The sequence below is a fragment of the Gottfriedia acidiceleris genome (genome assembly GCF_023115465.1).
Lineage (GTDB): Bacteria > Bacillota > Bacilli > Bacillales > Bacillaceae_G > Gottfriedia > Gottfriedia acidiceleris_B.
The window spans coordinates 1,989,091-2,005,607 of sequence record NZ_CP096034.1 but is presented as its reverse complement, the minus strand read 5'-3'; the positions used below and the strand labels follow the sequence as shown (position 1 = coordinate 2,005,607).

Sequence of the window (16,517 nt, the reverse complement as noted above, 5' to 3'; positions counted from 1 at the left end):
GCATTAAAAATCGGAGCTACAAAGTACTTTGCTCCCATTAATTTCATTTTTTTGTCCTCACCCAACAATTTATCAATTCCACTAATAATGAACATACTCATTAGAAGTAATTGCGAAATTAACATTGTATGGTGTGTAAATTTATTCCAGTTATATGTAGCTAATAAAAAAGAACGACCTATAGTAGTCGTTCTAAAGTTGTTTCTTTTAATATCATTTTATTTTTTGGGTCTGCTCATCTTTATTGTAAGAAAAACAATAAGCACTAGTGACACCGCAATTATAATTGCATTAAACCAAATTTTCGTTTGAAACCACCGAGGTTTTTGAGAGTCTACGATAGGCGAGACAATCATTTGTTCTTTTAATTTCCCTAACGCCAAATTTTCTTTTTGAATATACTGTTTGAAGTTCTCAATATCATACTTTGGTGCTTCTACATGATCGTTCCCATAAAGCAACTTGTATGGCCCAGTACTTTGGTCCTCAAATATAATCTTATCCAAAAAATATTCGACCTTTATTCCCTTTATATCCAATGGTGGATTGTCCTCGTTATTAATTTTTATTGTAAAATATGGCTGCGTAATTGGAGTTACTGCTGTGATCGTAGTATCGTTAATTTGAACGTTTTTAAAATTAATGTGATAGATTTCATTTTTACCATCAACTTGAATTTCATTATCCTTCGGGTCAAATACAGAATAAGCTCTAGTAAAATTATTATCAACGTCCAGCATTATTGTCTTGATTTTAAGCCTATTTTTATTCTGGATTTCAATATCCGTCAGCTTAGAAACCTCTTTAATTTTAAAAGTGGGATTACTAGTTTTCTTATAATCATTCCATTTAAAATCGTAAGTTTTATGAACTAAATGTAGCTGTTTAAAAATCAGATTTTCAACATTATCTAGCACTTTTACTCGATAAAAACTATATTTATGGACAGTGCCAAGATTAATTATTTTATTTTCTAATCGATCAGTCCGGTACAGGTCATTTTTCTTTATATACTCCCACAGATTACCATCATAACTACCATAGACTTCTACATGCTTTAAAAAATCTATATTCGGCAAATCGATCAGTAGTGTATCTCCTTGAATATCCTCATTTTCTTTTATTGGGGTGATACGAAAATCCAAGATCGTATTTTGATCTTTCTTTGCCGTATTCACTAAGGTTGAAGAATAGACTATGTTTTGCTCCTGCGATTCTTTATAGCCATTTTCTATATAAAATGGAACAAACTGCCCCTTACTGTTTACGATTCGAAGGTCATTTAAATTCTCATCTGCTCCGGCATATACTTCTTCATCCAAAAAAAATGATTGGTATTTATTATTATCTGGTATATCAATTGACTTGGAAAAATGCCAATCCTTACTTTTATCCTTTGCTTCGATAACTGTAAAGACGGGTAACATATAAACCAAAGAAGAAATACTAGCAATTAAACTAATTTTTCGAATCAACTTGACCATGCTGCTCCCCCAGTCTTGATGAAACTCTTTGATAAATAAATGACACGCCAATAAGTACAAAACCGAAACTGAAATATGCGATTATCTTACTTCCCGAAGATAGAAAAGATAAATCAAAAAAGATTAACTTTCCTGTTGATACAAGAGTTAGTCCAAGACCTAATCTTCTAATATACATATATCGCTTACGGAAGCCATACAAAATATAAGAAATTGCTAGCAATAAATATAATAAACTAATTGCTAATCCTACATTATTTAATTGAAGCTGTATATTTATGAATACTGTAAGGATTCCTATTAAGTAGATTCCTAAAATTAAAGGATACAATTCACTACTTTTAAATTGTCTTCGAATATATGCAATTAAGAAGTCCCGACTGCTGAAAAACACGAAAATATTAACACCAATCAATATACCTAAGGCAAGATATTCGACAAATGTATTTTTTGAAAAATCTTCCTTCAATGCCGGGAATTGAATCGTTACATAAATACAAATTAAATACCCGATCATGTATAGGAATAAACAATAATACTTCACAATACTGTCATAAAGGACTTTCATTTTAGTAAGAATATATGCAAATACAATCGTAATAAATGCTACTAGTAACCCTTGATAAAAAGAATAATGTGTAAATTGATCAGATACATTTTTGCTATATACATTTTCAATCTCATACATTAAATAAAACCATATATTAACTAGAGTAAAATATTTAAACCAAGTAATTACATTTAACTCGATCGGTCGAGAGAAAAGTGGTACATCACTTCGATTTTGTCGTATCGCATAAAATAAAGTAAGAATCGACATACCAATAATAATCGCACTATATTTAAAATCAAAATAATCATTGTTAATATCTAGTAATACATTCATTCCGATATCAATAACAAAAAATGATCCAATACATAGAAGGAATATGCCCCAACCAGCTCTAGTTAGTTGCTTGAATTTATAAATACTTCCATAAAGGCTTAACAGAATCCCCTCAATAAGCCATCCTATAGATAACCACTGGATTCCAAACTGGAACGGAATCATTAAGATAGCAAATGTAAGTGATGTCGCATAAAATAAGAACATCGTTTGTTTTTCTTTCTTCATGACTTTCTCGATGAATTTTCCCAAACCTATATACACAAGACTAAAAATAAGTGCTAATAAGCCTCTTAAGTCCTTTAATCCCGCTTCGTCAAATAGGAAGTATAATAAACCGCAACTAGTCACTGTGTTTAAAGACAATAATACAACGTCAAGTCTAGTAAGCTTTGATTTGTATTTAAATGGATACAATAAAGTGATACCATGGTACATTAAGAATGTAATGATTGAGTACAATATGCTAATTGATTCATTATCAGCTAACCATATTAATGCAGCTAAAGAAGGTGTATTAAATAAAAAACTAATGTAATTTACAATCGTCCAACGTTTTCTAAATGAAACTAACAATATGCAAAGATTTAATAGAAAAAGATAACCCATCGCTGTGTAAACAACATTTCCGTGGAGGCCAAAAGTCCACATATATGAAAATAATGGAAGATAACCTCCTACTAGTCCAAGTGAACAAATAGTCCTTGAATGATATCTTAATGATAAAAGTACTGCGGTTAAAGAAACTAAAATAGATAAAGACAATCCTACATAAATGTCTATTATATGTAATAAAAAATAACTATAAAAAATCGATCCATATAAGACCGAAATTCCGCCTCCTAAAAGTCCTAAGGCAAACGTCTGTTTTTGCTTTCGGAAAAACACTTCACCACCTGCCAGCATTACTGCCCCAAGCAGGAAAAATATACTCCCTTTCATATAGCCGTTAAACCAAGTGGAATATGAATATTTAAATGCAGCCCCAACCCCTAATATAATTAGGAGAATTCCAAGTTTATTGATCCAATTCAAACCGATTTTCATTTCGATTTGATTTTGTTTTATTCGTTTTTGAATTATTTCTTCATTTACTTTTTCTGAAGAAAATTGGTCTAAACCATTTTTGACATTACCGATTAGCGTTTTCTCTTCTTCTGCTATTTGCTCACGATGCAAAATAATTTTTTGATCTAATTCTGAGGAAATTTGCCTTAGCTTCGCTCTAAACTCATCTTTTTCTACTTCTAACTCAATGGAAGCCCTTTCAAATAGACGCCTGATTTTTTGTTTTGCATCAAATTCAAACGCATCTAAGCGGTTATTATATTCTTTTGTTCTTCCTTCAAAATAAGTTTCTAATTTCTTCCGAGATACTTTAATAATATTGAGCTTCTCATCAAGAATTTGCTCCATCAATGAATTTCGTAATTTAACATTCTCTTCTGATTTTTGATCATACTTTTCCTGTAATTGAGACAATTGAAGCTTATACTCTTCGTAATACTTTCGTAAAGTTTGATTTTCATGAATCAAATCATTTGACTCATACTGCTCAATTAAGGTCAGATACTCCTTCATCAACTCATTCTGACTATCTTTCAAGAGTATTAACCTGTCTTTAAACTCATCCATCATTTCCTCCTCCTTGTTTTCGAAGATGATATAAATTATAAAAAGAAAACAAAATATTACTTTTTATATAACACTACCGGTATATACTATTTCACTTTTAGTAGTGTGATAACACTTAAATACTATTAAAACTAAAATAATTGAGATAACAACTGTGGATAATTGTTTCTTTGTTCAATTAACATCTTCCTAAGGTCTCTATTGACTGTTTGCTAATTCAGAAAGGCGATTCATTACATCTTCCTGATCAAACGAACTATACCATCGGTAGTCTGAATCATCTAAAATACGATAATGTTGACTAATTACATTTTGTTGAACACGATAGATGCCTTTTTTCTCAACTTCATGCCAAAACAGTTTCCCTCCAAGTGTTTTAAATTTTGGAGTATACATTTCATCGTGTGCTAGTGTTTCAATTACCTCAAACGGTTCATCACCAAAAAAATTCTTTAAAATCATACTATCCTTGAACAAAGCACAGACAGCAACTGTATTTGTCCATCCTAATGATGTTCGTTCTTTTTCAATTTGAACGAGCGTTTTTTTTGAAATTCCAAGAACAGTTGCCATTTTTTCTTGCGAATACCCTTTTTCTAGGCGAATCAATCTTACATTTTTTGAGATGAGTTCGATTAGTTTATCTTTATCCATATTAATCACTTCCTAATTAAAGATTCAAGGCGATGATGTGTTTTAGTTCAAAAAGTTACCCTTAAAAACTTTTAGTGTAATATTACACTATATGAACATTCTTGTAAATAAATGCGTTTATTTATTATTTTAAAATTTTTCAGAATACAGTCTTAAACATCATGAGTAGTGGTTGAAGAAAAGGATCTTCTTTTTCGAAGATCCTTTAAAGATAATTACCTAACGTTTCTTTACTATTTTATGTTCGAATTATGCTTTCCTTATTCACCTTAACCATTATCAGATTCAGCAATAGGTTAAGTTAATTATACAGGTCATACCGACTTCTGTAATTTGGGGGAATTTTAACTTTTTCCATAGAATTTCAAATTATCCTCGTTAAACAAGCTAACAATATACAAATACATTATAAAAATAAAAAAACTCGGACTAATCATCCGAGTTTTTTAATGCCTCTTTTGGCAACGTTATGTAAAATGCTGTCCATTCATCATCAGAAAAACATTTAATATTGCCATCATGTTTTTCAATAATTTGCTTACATACAAATAAGCCAATTCCAGTACCATGATTTTTTGTCGTAACGAATGGTTCAAAAATTGTCCGTATACTTTCTTCACTAATTTTAGGCCCATTATTTCTTATTTGAATTTCAATCATATCCTCTAAATCTGAAACTTGATAATGAATCGTTTTTTGACCATCGTTCTCAGCCAAGGCATCGATTGAATTCATTAATATATTAAGTAAAACTTGACGTAGTTCATTCCTGAAACCTGGTATGTATATTTTTTGAGATATTCCTTCTTGTAAAACGACATTCGAATTGACAATACTCGGATATAAGAATTCTGTTATTTCTTTAAATAAATCATTAATTAAAAAGGATTCCACTATTTGATCATGTTCCTTTTTCGAGACATGAAGAAATTGATCAATTCTAAAATTTAATTGATGCAATTCATGATCTATGATGTCTAAATATTTTAATTGTGGATGATCTCCTTTAAGTAATTTTACAAATCCAATAATTGAAGTAAGTGGATTTCTGAATTCATGAACGAAACTAGCAGACATTTGTCCTAAAATTGTAAGTCGCTCTTTGTGAGTCTCATCAATAAATTGTTTTTTCTCTTCTATATCTTGTGTAATGAGATATGAATATTGCTTTACAGTAAAATAAATAAACTGGTCAAAAACGTAATTAATTTTATTAATGAGTGGCTGAAGTAGACTAATACTTTCTTCAAATTCTGACAAATGTTTAAATAGTTCACTTCTACCTATATTCGAGTTATACACAAAATCTCCGATGTTAGCACTTGCTTTAGCTCGTTCAAGTGCAATTTTATGTGCCAAATCTTTTACTTGATCCTCATTTATCTTGCCCTCAATAAATAATAATGTAAAGTCAATCAATTTAGTTCCATTAATGATAATCTCGGATTTAAATGGATCATTATCGCTTATTACCGCTTGAGCGACCCAATTCTTTGTTAATGTAGGCATACTTTCCTTTATGAAAGTGCTATACCTACTCTCTATTGACATATCAATAAGGAACACCTCCAAATAAATATCTATTAATTAAATAGTAACAAATTTTTAAATATTCGTTAAGTAAAAAAATAAAAATTTGTCGAATTTATTACGACAAAGTTATATTTTTTACAATATTCTGCAAAATTGTAATTTAATTTATGAATATTTCTTTCATTTTATTTTGCACCTGAACTTTTACGACTGTCACTAGTTTAAGTAATAATAAAACTAAAAGTATACAAAAATGTCAATAATATGGTATGTAGAATAGAATAATGTTAGATACAATTAAATTAATAAACTGAAGGTAGGTATTTCAATGGCTGGAAATAAAGTTGAAGATTATTTAATTAAAGGTATCTATGGCGAAAAGCAAATAAAAATTGAAGAACGAAATATTTTTTTAGGAACAATTCGCGAAAGAATTGAAATTGCGTTAACAACAAGTCAAGTGATGGCAAATTCAATTTATCCAATCGTTGAAAAATCAATCAATAAGAAAAATGTTACTTTATTATTAAATGGTACACTGCCTTATAATACAATTTCAAAATATCTTTTAATGGCAAAGAAAAAAAATATTCCCTTTTCACTAGTCAATAATTTACCCATCCCTACTCCGATTGGGCTTGTTGTTACGCATAATGACGCAATTGATAAAAATGAAATATTTATTAAAGATGAGCTTTATAAGTCAACTAATTTTTAAAAAGTTCGGTATGTGAAATTTCTTATAATATGGATAAAAGCGCAGCTCAATTGTTTTTTCAATTTAAGTTGCGCTTTCTTCTTCAAGTTCAGGTTTTTTAATCGGTTCCCGTGTTAATTCAATTGATTTTATATAATGTCCGTCTAACTTAAGGACTTTAAATGTACAGTTAAGATAGTTAATCGAATCTCCTTCTTGCACATCAAAATTTTCAGTTAAAATCCATCCACCAATTGTATCAACATCTGTATCATCAATGTCTAAGCTAAAAACATCATTTATTTCACCAATTAAAACTTTACCTGCAATGATGAATTTATTTTCGCTTACTTTACTTATATCTTCTTTCTCATCAACATCAAACTCATCTCGAATTTCTCCAACAATTTCTTCTAAAATATCTTCAACTGTTACTAAGCCAGATGTACCTCCGTACTCATCAACTAATATCGACATATGTATATGTTCTCTTTGCATTTTAACAAGTAAATCATGAACTGATATTGATTCAATAACTTGAATGATTGGTCTAATATATTGTTCAAGTGTTTTTACCTCTGCTTCCCCTTTATGAAGAACAAAATCAGTAAAAACATCTTTAAAATTTATTAAACCAACGACATGGTCCTTATCTCCATCTACAACAGGAAAACGCGTATATTTTTCTGTACTCATAAAATGAATATTCTCATGAAAAGCTTCTCGTAAGTCAATTGCAACCATTTCCGTTCGAGGAACCATTATTTCTTTTGCTACTCGCATATTGAAATCAAATATATTGTTCACATACTTAAATTCAGATTGATTTATTTCGCCACTTTTATAGCTTTCAGAAAGTAGAATTCTTAATTCCTCCTCTGAATGAGCAACTTCATGTTCTGAAGCAGGAGGAAGTCCAAATATTTTTAATACCATCCTTGCTGAATTATTAAACAACCAAATAAACGGATAAGTAATTTTGTAAAAAAGTATCAAAGCTGGAGAAAACGTTAATGTAATCTGTTCAGCCTTTTGAATTGCGATTGTTTTAGGAGCTAATTCACCAACTACAACATGAATAAATGTAATTATTCCAAAGGCTAGTAAAAAAGAGATCGTGCCGCTTACTGCAGTAGGTAAATGCAAATCGTCAAGTAATGGATGCAATAACTCATCGACAGCTGGTTCACCTAACCAACCTAGTCCTAAACTTGTAACAGTTATACCAAGTTGACAAGCTGAAAGATATTCATCGAGATGTGTTATTACTCGTTTTACAGATCTTGCTTTTTTATTTCCCTCGCCAATTAACTGATCAATTCTAGAACTTCTAATTTTTACAATTGCAAATTCTGATGCAACAAAAAAGGCAGTAAATGCAATTAATACAACAACTAATAATAACTTAGTACCAATTCCAAACAATTGAGTCATCCCTCCAATTGGAAGTGAAGGCTATCTTCATAATAATATTTTTAAATTAGGCTTATCTTAGTATATTCAGTTAAATAATTTGTTATCAATTTTTTTATTTTGGCATTCTTAAATCAGGATTGAAATGATTTTAGAAGAGTTTTACATTTCTTGTTTTAACATTCAATATGCCTTCCCTCTTATTACCATTCTTTACCTTATTTCTATTTTCCTTCTCAAATCAGTGTCTTGCATTATATGCTATTTCTCTACTTTATATTCTAAAATTAGTAGAATATTTTCCCTAAAGATACTGTAAAAAACCGAGTTTCGATAAAAAACAATACAAAAGTAATTAAGTTTACATTTTCAGCTATTTTGACTGTTTAGAACCTATTTATTCAAAATATTTTAAGAACTTTTGCCGAGTCAACACTAGTTTTGTCAACCTCAAAGGAATGTACAGTTTAATAAAGAATTTTTAATATATAAATTATTTAGAGGAGGAATAGCGTATGTATACAACTTCTCAAGTGGCAGAACAATTGCAATTAACAAATAAAAAAGTATTATTTTTTTTAAAAAAAGGAAATTTAAAAGTAGAGAAAACACATAATGGATATTTATTTACAGAGGAACAAATCGAACAAATTAAAGAAATTTATGAAGCTTCGATGCATACGATTGAACCAAAACAAAATGACATTGATCATATTGACATAATAAAAGAATTAACTCAAAAATTAATTCAACTTGAAGAAAAAGTTGAAACAAAAGCAAATGAAGTCGTTTCAGTACAGATTTTGGAACATCGATGTGAAATTGAAGATTTAAAGAAAGTAGTTGCTAAACTTGAAAATCAGGTAGAACAATTAAATGAACAATTGACCTTATTAAAAGCGGATTTAGAGGATCAAAAAAAGATTATTACATTTAAACCGAAAAAACGATTTGCAATTTTATCGATATTCGGATAGTTCAAAGTCAAACGTGGTAATGAAGGATACAATTGTTTGGCGTTCATTTAAAAACGTAGAAGAATTTTCTTCTACGTTTTTTTACATACTAAAATGAAAGTTGGTCAAAATAAATTTGTATGAAAGGAGGAATATCCATGCAAAAAAATGCGCGACAATATACTCAGGATGCATCTACTGAACTTAAACATGCAATTGAATGTCTTCAATCTGCATTAGAAACAGTTGAAAAACCCCATAACCATGAACAAATCGAACAAGCGCTTCAAGCTTGTCAAACAGCTTATAATCAAACGACTCAGGCAGCAGGTACTCTTGGACAAGAATAGTATGGAAATTGAAAAACTCAGGTTTATCCCTGAGTTTTTTCGTGATTACTTATCATAATACATTAATATTTCTTTAAATTCATTTGAATATTTTAATAACTTAATAGCATGCTTAATATCCAACAAAAATGGTACAGCAATAATATCATCACTTATTTCGAAATATTCATCAATCGGTAAAATTTTAAATCCTGCACTTCTAGCAAACATATATAGTCTTTTATTTATTGTACCAATATACCAATCAGCGTTAGAATGATTGGCATGATCATAACACGCAAGTAAAATTTGTTTAAAAAATCCTTTACCTCTATTTTCCCTTGTAATTAATAATTTACCAATTTCATAGATTTCTTCATTTTGAATATATTTAATATATTTGTTTTCGGAAAAATTATAATAATATTTATTTTTGGCCTCATTTTCAATATTATATTTACTAAACTCGAGGGTACCAATTAACTTTTTATCCGAATTACAAATTCCATAACGAGTAACTTCATTACTTCTTACTAAGAAAGGTATTTCGTTTTCTTCACAAAAATCTCCCCAAAGCTCGTTAAATAAATTATTCTCTTCTTTTGTATGAATAACACGAAACACTCTCACTCACCCCTAAAATTCCTATATAAATATTCTTATCTTACGTCTAAAAAACAACGTTTATACCAAATTTTAATATTGTCTATTTAATTCTATTTAGTTATTTTGTTAAAAAAATATTTTATTGGCCTGTTTATATATGGCTCTATTGTATGGTAAAATTTAGCTTTTGGCAACGCTTACATAACTAAATATGTATATTTTGTGAAATCAAAATTATCTCATAATTAGTTTTCTAGTATAGATTCATACGATATTGAAAGTTTTAAAAAAACATCCTCGAAAAAAAAATTTGCCCTATGCCATCGTTTGGTAAAGGGCACATGAATTTTGTTTGGTCGGCTTTATACATTAAAGTTTCTATTACAATCGAACTATTTAAGTTCTTCAAGTGTTCTGTTTATTATTTCTACTAACTCTCTTTCACCTACTAGTTCATAAAAATCCTCGCCCTTTTTCTTAGGATAAAACTGAATGTAAGTGCCACACCCCGCTTCTAGTACTTTACGATGAACATTACTACCCGGATATAAACAAATCACTTCGTTGATCGGTTTTCGCACATATGTCATTTTTCCATTAACACGTTCAACATATTTAAGTCCCCAGTATTTATACATTTGTTCCATTGCCTTTGTATTCCCTACTGGTTGATAAATATTAAACATTGGACTATATTTAATTTCAAAAATGATCGAAGCAACATATTCTTTATTTTTTTTTCGATAAAAATCTAATCTTATATCCGGTTTTTTCGACTCTTCACCACTAAAAAAGTTTGTTCCTTTTAACAGTGATACTTGCGGACTTCCTTCGATAATTTCGTTATAAACTAAATTAATGATCCAACTTTTATTTTCAAGTGACACAAATGCTCCATCCATTAACTCATCGTCTTTAATATGCATTAAAATCTGTTCAGCTAATGGTTCAGAATCATTTTTAAAATTTAACTTTAAGAAAATATCGCATAATGAGAAAAAGACAAAATATTCATACAGTAAAAAAGTTGGCTTATATACGGGTAAAAGCATTTGTTTTTTTCCGTATTCCTTTACTTTTTTATCAAACAAGCTTAAGGAATGAATAAAATTTAAAAATACTTTCGATGGACTAGTTGGATATTTTGAAGCATCAGTATCCGTCGCTATACGAAAAATTCCAATTGTATATTCTCTAAAATAGACTTCATAAAGTTTTTCCAAAGAATTCGTAATGCGTTCTTTTTCTGAAACACTTTTAGTTAATTTTTCTAATTCTAGCTCTTTTAACATTTTTGACTGTCTATATTTAGCTTTTTCTCGATCAGTAATTGAGCCGTTCCCAACTACATTTTGCATCATTTTTTCTATATCCTTCACTTGAAAATCGATTTGGTCCATTTTATTTTTGTCTTTTACTAATTCATATTTTACAAAGGTTAATAATGTTTCAATTGTAAGTAGAAATTTACGAACTTTATGTTTAGCATATTTTATCTCATCGATATAATTTTCTTCTTGAACAACTGGTTGCATTGTTAAATTAGTTGCATTTGAAATGGCTGGATGCAATAAGGTCCATCTAATTGTATTAAAATCTAATTTTTTGACCTGCCTTTTTAATTCATATTCCTTTTTTTGTTTCCGCTTCAATTTACTAATAAACTGCTGAATTGCAACTAGTAGTCTTTCTTCATTTGACTCGATAAATCGAATAATCGGCCAAAAATACATTGTTCCATTTTGAGTAAATGAAGCAGAAGATTTTTTAAAGTATTGCGAGTCATTCATTATTCCATTTATTTGTTGATTTAATGTTGAATGCATCCACTCTAATTGATCATAATCTAAATTTTTTGGTACTATTTTTATCATTCCATAAAATTGTTGTTCTTGATAAATAATACAAAATTCATAATAACCGCATCTCCAAGGATAAGCATTCTCGGTTTTACCATGTTCATATATTAATATTTTTCTTTTTTCAGCTGTAAAAATAAACTGCTGATCATCCAGGTTTTCTTGTTGAAAATGATAAAGATTATTCCAAACGAACGTAATATTACCGTCAAACTCACCATCGACTTGAAATAAAAATCTTTTTAATTCCTGTATTTCATAGGTAAATAAGTAAGCCTCTTTTGGGTTCATTGTAAGTGCATCAAGAGATATTTTTTCCTCTTTCCCCCTAGTTCCGACAAGAATTGCAATCGTAAATGGGAGATAAAGTGGTTCAAAAATTTCTGGACTATTATTAGTTGACATATCCATCAATCTCCAGCTGCTTTCTTTTCTTTTTCAATTCTTTAATAGAATACTCAAAGTCAGAAATAGATCTACCTAAATTTGATTTCATGACCATATTTAATAGCCCTTCCTGCTCATTCCCTTCACCTGTACCAATTAATTCTTCTAAATTAGCAAATAATCCCCTTACTTTCGTTAATACGCGTTGCTTAACAAAGAGATCGATCGCTTCTTTTCGTTCGAATTGAATATGGGAAGGAAGAGTAGGTATGTTAGCCAAATAATTTGATAAATCTTTCATCATACGTGGAGAGATGATTCGCTCACTTAGTGACTGTTCCACTATTTTATTAAACTCATCAAAAAACTTTAATTCATCACTTGTAAGCTCAGATGCACTTAAAGTTTTCTTTGTCCAATTACTATAGTTTTCTGCATTAATATAGATTTGTGGTACCGTATCATAAATATTTTCATTATTCATCTTTTCTGCATAATTTACGAATGAAGTTGATCTTAGTGAAATTATATTTACACGATCTAACAGTCTTAAAGAAAACTCACTTGAAGTTTCATCAAAGTTAACTGTTCCAACAAAAATAATATTATTACCTATTCTTACTTTGGGCTTATAATATTGGTTAATAACCACGTTATGATCATGAAATAAAGTAATCACTCTCTTATCCTGAGGCATTTCTAAAATTGATAAAAATTTACTAAACCAATGTTCAATTTGAGAAAGATTCATTTCATCAAAGATCACCATATACATCCTGTGTGGAAATTGTTCAGCCTCAATCAGTAATTTGGTTAATCCCGTCTCAGAGTCTATATAAATCCCAGTAGTCGGATTTAAATAACCCAATAAATCATAATGTTCACGATAAGATGGAGATATTGGAACAAATAATAACTCCTTGCCAAATTCAAGCCCTAATGTTTCGCCATAAATACGTGCTAATTGAGATTTACCAGTACCACTTACACCACCTAAAATTGTTAGAGCCTGAAATTTACAACATATATGAAAATTAATAATATCTTTTTTTTCGTATAACAAACCTTGCTGCAAACAATTTTGGTAAAATCGTTCTATAAAAGCATTTTCAGTATCATTACTCCATTCAATTGGAAAAGCTTGTTTCTCAGTAAAATCTTGCGTATAAATAAGTTCTTTGCATTCTTTTTTAAAGTTTTTACACAACTCTTCCCACTGTTTTTCGGGAATAAAATAAATTAAATGATTCAAATGAATAAAGGACTTTTTAAGTTCATCTTCATCATAATCTTGAAATGTAACTTCATTTTGTTTTTCTAGATAACTAATATCATTCATCATCGATTTTAAAAACAAATTGCCATATAGTCTATTTTCATAAAAGACAAATTCGGGTTGATCAAAGTCATTAAAATATTTTGGCAGATGAATTGGCAAAGAACCTTTTATAAGTCGGTTTTCAACCTCTTCACGCTTTCCCTCTCCCCTAAGTTCGATGACAGGCAGGAGATGATACGAAGTGTCCCTTTTCCCATCAAAAAACTCAACTAAATCTGCTGTAACTACTTCATTTGCGTATTCAAGCCGAAACATGACTAATTTAGAATCAAAAATCTTTTTTAATCCTTCAATTATGTCATCTTTTTTCTTATTTTTAATTAGTGGTTTTATTTTACTTTCATTATTTTTATTTGCAGTTGTCCCTACAAACAAAACATCTTGAGTTGAAAAACTAGCTTTTAACTTTGATGGAATTGGAGATAAGCACTCTACATAAAAACGAATATGCTCTTCATCTTCATAGAAAAGTAAGCTCTGCTTCTCTTGGTCCACTACTCTTTCTGTAACAATTTTTCCAAGGAATAAAAAGTTGTGAATTTTTTTTGCTAATTTCTGGGTCAATGCGCGTTTCAATTTCAAAGTCATTTCCCCCACTTTCCGACATTTCTCCTACATTTTACGTTCATAGTATAGAAATTATGAATAATACGGCCTTTTTACAAATAAAAACACCCAGGTAAACCTGAGTGTTATACTACCCGCCAAACGCTTGTTTTCTTTGTTACTTCGCCTATCTGAGTGCCCTTACCATCTAAGGTAACTCCGCTCCTCTCCAGGCTTCGCGCTGTGACAAACAAGCGCTTGCAATTAGTTTGAAATTCAAGTATTTAGTACTTTATCTACAAGCTATCTCCCAGATAAAATTGAGTGTTTCTAATGCCTCCATTCTTTTAAAGTTTTGTATTTGGGTTATAGCATTAATTGATAATATACAATATCTAGCCATTGATTAAATTTCTGGCCTACTTTATAAAAATGACCTACCTTTTTATATCCTAATTTTTCATGTAATCTTTCGCTCACTTCATTTCCGCTAGTAATACAAGAAATAATTGTAAAGTGGCCTAATTTTTTGGCAGTTTCAATCATCTCAGTCATTAATGCCTTCGCTAGTCCTTTTCGTCGATAATCAGGATGAATATACACAGAAAGTTCAACCGTATGTTTATATGCATCTTTTTCCTTAAACTGTGTGAGTGAACAATATCCAGTTACTTGACCATTTTCTTTAGAAACAATTACTGGGTAAAGCTCATTATGGTTGGCAAACCATCTTTGCATTTCTTCTTCTGTTTTTATTTTCATATCAAATGTTGCTGTCGTGTTTAGAATTGCATCATTATATATTGTTACAATTTCGAGTACATCTTCTTTTGTTGCAAGCAGTATTTCCATTCTTAATCCTCTTCTCACGTTTTATCTTTCCATCCATTGTACATGACAATAATTGATTTTCAACATACGTATAAAAAAATCCTTCCATCTAAACATGCACAGTGTTTAGGCTCCTTACATATACTGCGTTAGTCGGAATGATAGGAGGTATGAATATGAGTGAAAAAGAAAAAAACAACGCTCAAGATGAAAAACAAAGTCATTCATCTATTGATCTTCAACATTATTTAAAAAAGGTGGATGATCTAATAGATCAGTCACCTATTAGAGGTCTTTTTGATGAGATTGATAAATTCTTTCATAAACATGGAGTATTTTCCTCAATCGGTGTAGAGATTATTGAAAACGGTGAGGAATTAATCATTCAGGCAAGTATGCCAGGTGTAAGTAAAGAACAAATTTATATGGACCTTGAAGGAACTATCCTAACAATTGGCTTAAAAACTGACACGACTACAGAAGTACAAAACGATCAATCAAATTACTCCTATAAAAAATATTCTTATAGCCAATCCCAAAGAATTGTAAAATTACCTTACCCAATTAACGCAACAACAGCAACTGCAACATACGAAAACGGTATGCTTGTCATAAAAGGTACAAAATTACCTGAATACCAAAAGCAAATCTTTTTAGACTAAAAAGTAACACTGCATATTACCGACAACTAAAAAAATAAATCCGATGAATGTCGGTGTTTTAACAGGCAACATATTTAACTAAATTCAAATAAAAAAACTGAGTATCTTTTAGAAACTCAGTTTTTTGAGAATGTTGAAATATAAAGTCGTCAATAGGGAAAACGGACTTTAAATGACAATCATGATAAATTAGCATTTTTTGAATGATCTTTAATGGTTTTAAATGTAAAAGTGTTTGAGCAATTTCATTATTCCAATAACACTAGTAATGATTTTTTTTAGAAGTTAAAAATATTATGGGCTATTTTTAGGAAACAAATTTTATAGTTTGATTTAATAATTGTTCGATATTAATTGATCTACAAGCTGATTAATATACAACAGTTAGATTACTCTAAGTAAAGGCTATTTGACTAGTATTTGTTACAGACTTTTTTTGATTGAATAAGTTGATTGGAACGGAGGGGTGATCGACTCCTATGGGATTAGCGGGAAGGCTGAGACCCCGCAGGCTTGCCGAGGAGGCTCAGGTTTCGCCCCATGGAAAGCGAGCACCATGTAGTGGAAGTCAACATCACTCTCCTCCTTTTACGAAAATTTGATAATTTATTGACAAGGTAGTTTTTCAACAGCATGAAAAAACTGAGTATCTTTTAGAAACTCAGTTTTTTATTAAATAAATTGAAAATCTTTTACTTAA

13 protein-coding genes are annotated in these 16,517 nt (G+C 30.0%); 4 read left to right on the top strand and 9 right to left on the bottom strand.

From position 1 onward, the window contains the following. Positions 1 to 218 precede the first annotated feature (218 nt). The 4 genes from MY490_RS09710 to MY490_RS09695 form a co-directional block, all read right to left on the bottom strand. On the bottom strand, positions 219 to 1,484 hold the full coding sequence (locus MY490_RS09710) for a DUF3999 domain-containing protein (protein WP_248268998.1): 1,266 nt from the start codon (positions 1,482 to 1,484) through the stop codon (positions 219 to 221). Then, positions 1,459 to 4,005: a DUF2339 domain-containing protein gene (locus tag MY490_RS09705; protein ID WP_248268997.1), complete on the bottom strand. Its 2,547-nt coding sequence runs from the start codon at positions 4,003 to 4,005 to the stop codon at positions 1,459 to 1,461. The genes MY490_RS09710 and MY490_RS09705 overlap by 26 nt, the downstream gene beginning before the upstream one ends. A 198-nt stretch (positions 4,006 to 4,203) precedes the next feature. Beyond that, complete coding sequence (locus tag MY490_RS09700; RefSeq protein ID WP_248268996.1) at positions 4,204 to 4,659, bottom strand: helix-turn-helix domain-containing protein; 456 nt, start codon at positions 4,657 to 4,659, stop codon at positions 4,204 to 4,206. A 429-nt stretch (positions 4,660 to 5,088) separates the two neighbouring features. Beyond that, complete coding sequence (locus MY490_RS09695) at positions 5,089 to 6,210, bottom strand: histidine kinase N-terminal domain-containing protein (RefSeq protein WP_432707052.1); 1,122 nt, start codon at positions 6,208 to 6,210, stop codon at positions 5,089 to 5,091. A gap of 310 nt (positions 6,211 to 6,520) precedes the next feature. Here MY490_RS09695 and MY490_RS09690 point away from each other — a divergent pair, with 310 nt between their 5' ends. Next, complete coding sequence (locus tag MY490_RS09690) at positions 6,521 to 6,910, top strand: YueI family protein (RefSeq protein ID WP_248268994.1); 390 nt, start codon at positions 6,521 to 6,523, stop codon at positions 6,908 to 6,910. A 63-nt stretch (positions 6,911 to 6,973) separates the two neighbouring features. Here the strand turns inward: MY490_RS09690 and MY490_RS09685 are convergent, their stop codons facing one another. Beyond that, a complete protein-coding gene (locus MY490_RS09685; RefSeq protein WP_248268993.1) occupies positions 6,974 to 8,314 on the bottom strand; it encodes a hemolysin family protein in 1,341 nt (446 codons plus the stop codon). A 503-nt stretch (positions 8,315 to 8,817) separates the two neighbouring features. Between MY490_RS09685 and MY490_RS09680 the strand changes: the two genes are divergently transcribed. Together MY490_RS09680 and MY490_RS09675 are read left to right on the top strand one after the other, a co-directional pair. After that, positions 8,818 to 9,279 carry a MerR family transcriptional regulator gene (locus MY490_RS09680; protein WP_248268992.1) on the top strand — a complete coding sequence of 154 codons (462 nt, stop codon included), beginning with the start codon at positions 8,818 to 8,820 and terminating at the stop codon, positions 9,277 to 9,279. 137 nt (positions 9,280 to 9,416) lie between these two features. Next, positions 9,417 to 9,608, top strand: coding sequence for a hypothetical protein (locus tag MY490_RS09675; RefSeq protein ID WP_248268991.1), 192 nt, complete (start codon positions 9,417 to 9,419; stop codon positions 9,606 to 9,608). Between the two features lie 45 nt (positions 9,609 to 9,653). On the opposite strand, the gene MY490_RS09670 is transcribed toward MY490_RS09675, so the two are convergent. From MY490_RS09670 to MY490_RS09655, 4 genes are all read right to left on the bottom strand, one after another. Further along, the gene (locus tag MY490_RS09670) at positions 9,654 to 10,211 is read right to left on the bottom strand and encodes a hypothetical protein (protein WP_248268990.1); all 558 of its coding nucleotides are present in this window, start codon (positions 10,209 to 10,211) and stop codon (positions 9,654 to 9,656) included. Positions 10,212 to 10,585: 374 nt separating this feature from the next. Further along, positions 10,586 to 12,457: a hypothetical protein gene (locus MY490_RS09665; protein ID WP_248268989.1), complete on the bottom strand. Its 1,872-nt coding sequence runs from the start codon at positions 12,455 to 12,457 to the stop codon at positions 10,586 to 10,588. Continuing rightward, complete coding sequence (locus MY490_RS09660) at positions 12,447 to 14,360, bottom strand: hypothetical protein (protein WP_248268988.1); 1,914 nt, start codon at positions 14,358 to 14,360, stop codon at positions 12,447 to 12,449. Before MY490_RS09660 ends, MY490_RS09665 begins: the two co-directional genes overlap by 11 nt. Positions 14,361 to 14,690: 330 nt before the next feature. After that, positions 14,691 to 15,176, bottom strand: coding sequence for a GNAT family N-acetyltransferase (locus MY490_RS09655; RefSeq protein ID WP_248268987.1), 486 nt, complete (start codon positions 15,174 to 15,176; stop codon positions 14,691 to 14,693). 155 nt (positions 15,177 to 15,331) lie between these two features. Between MY490_RS09655 and MY490_RS09650 the strand changes: the two genes are divergently transcribed. Further along, on the top strand, positions 15,332 to 15,817 hold the full coding sequence (locus MY490_RS09650) for an Hsp20/alpha crystallin family protein (protein ID WP_248268986.1): 486 nt from the start codon (positions 15,332 to 15,334) through the stop codon (positions 15,815 to 15,817). Positions 15,818 to 16,517 lie beyond the last annotated feature (700 nt).

Coding starts and splice junctions, on each gene's coding strand:
- MY490_RS09710 (WP_248268998.1), bottom strand. CDS start 1,484: ATGGTCAAGTTGATTCGAAAAATTAGTTTAATTGCTAGTATTTCTTCT.
- MY490_RS09705 (WP_248268997.1), bottom strand. CDS start 4,005: ATGGATGAGTTTAAAGACAGGTTAATACTCTTGAAAGATAGTCAGAAT.
- MY490_RS09700 (WP_248268996.1), bottom strand. CDS start 4,659: ATGGATAAAGATAAACTAATCGAACTCATCTCAAAAAATGTAAGATTG.
- MY490_RS09695 (WP_432707052.1), bottom strand. CDS start 6,210: ATGTCAATAGAGAGTAGGTATAGCACTTTCATAAAGGAAAGTATGCCT.
- MY490_RS09690 (WP_248268994.1), top strand. CDS start 6,521: ATGGCTGGAAATAAAGTTGAAGATTATTTAATTAAAGGTATCTATGGC.
- MY490_RS09680 (WP_248268992.1), top strand. CDS start 8,818: ATGTATACAACTTCTCAAGTGGCAGAACAATTGCAATTAACAAATAAA.
- MY490_RS09675 (WP_248268991.1), top strand. CDS start 9,417: ATGCAAAAAAATGCGCGACAATATACTCAGGATGCATCTACTGAACTT.
- MY490_RS09665 (WP_248268989.1), bottom strand. CDS start 12,457: ATGTCAACTAATAATAGTCCAGAAATTTTTGAACCACTTTATCTCCCA.
- MY490_RS09655 (WP_248268987.1), bottom strand. CDS start 15,176: ATGGAAATACTGCTTGCAACAAAAGAAGATGTACTCGAAATTGTAACA.
- MY490_RS09650 (WP_248268986.1), top strand. CDS start 15,332: ATGAGTGAAAAAGAAAAAAACAACGCTCAAGATGAAAAACAAAGTCAT.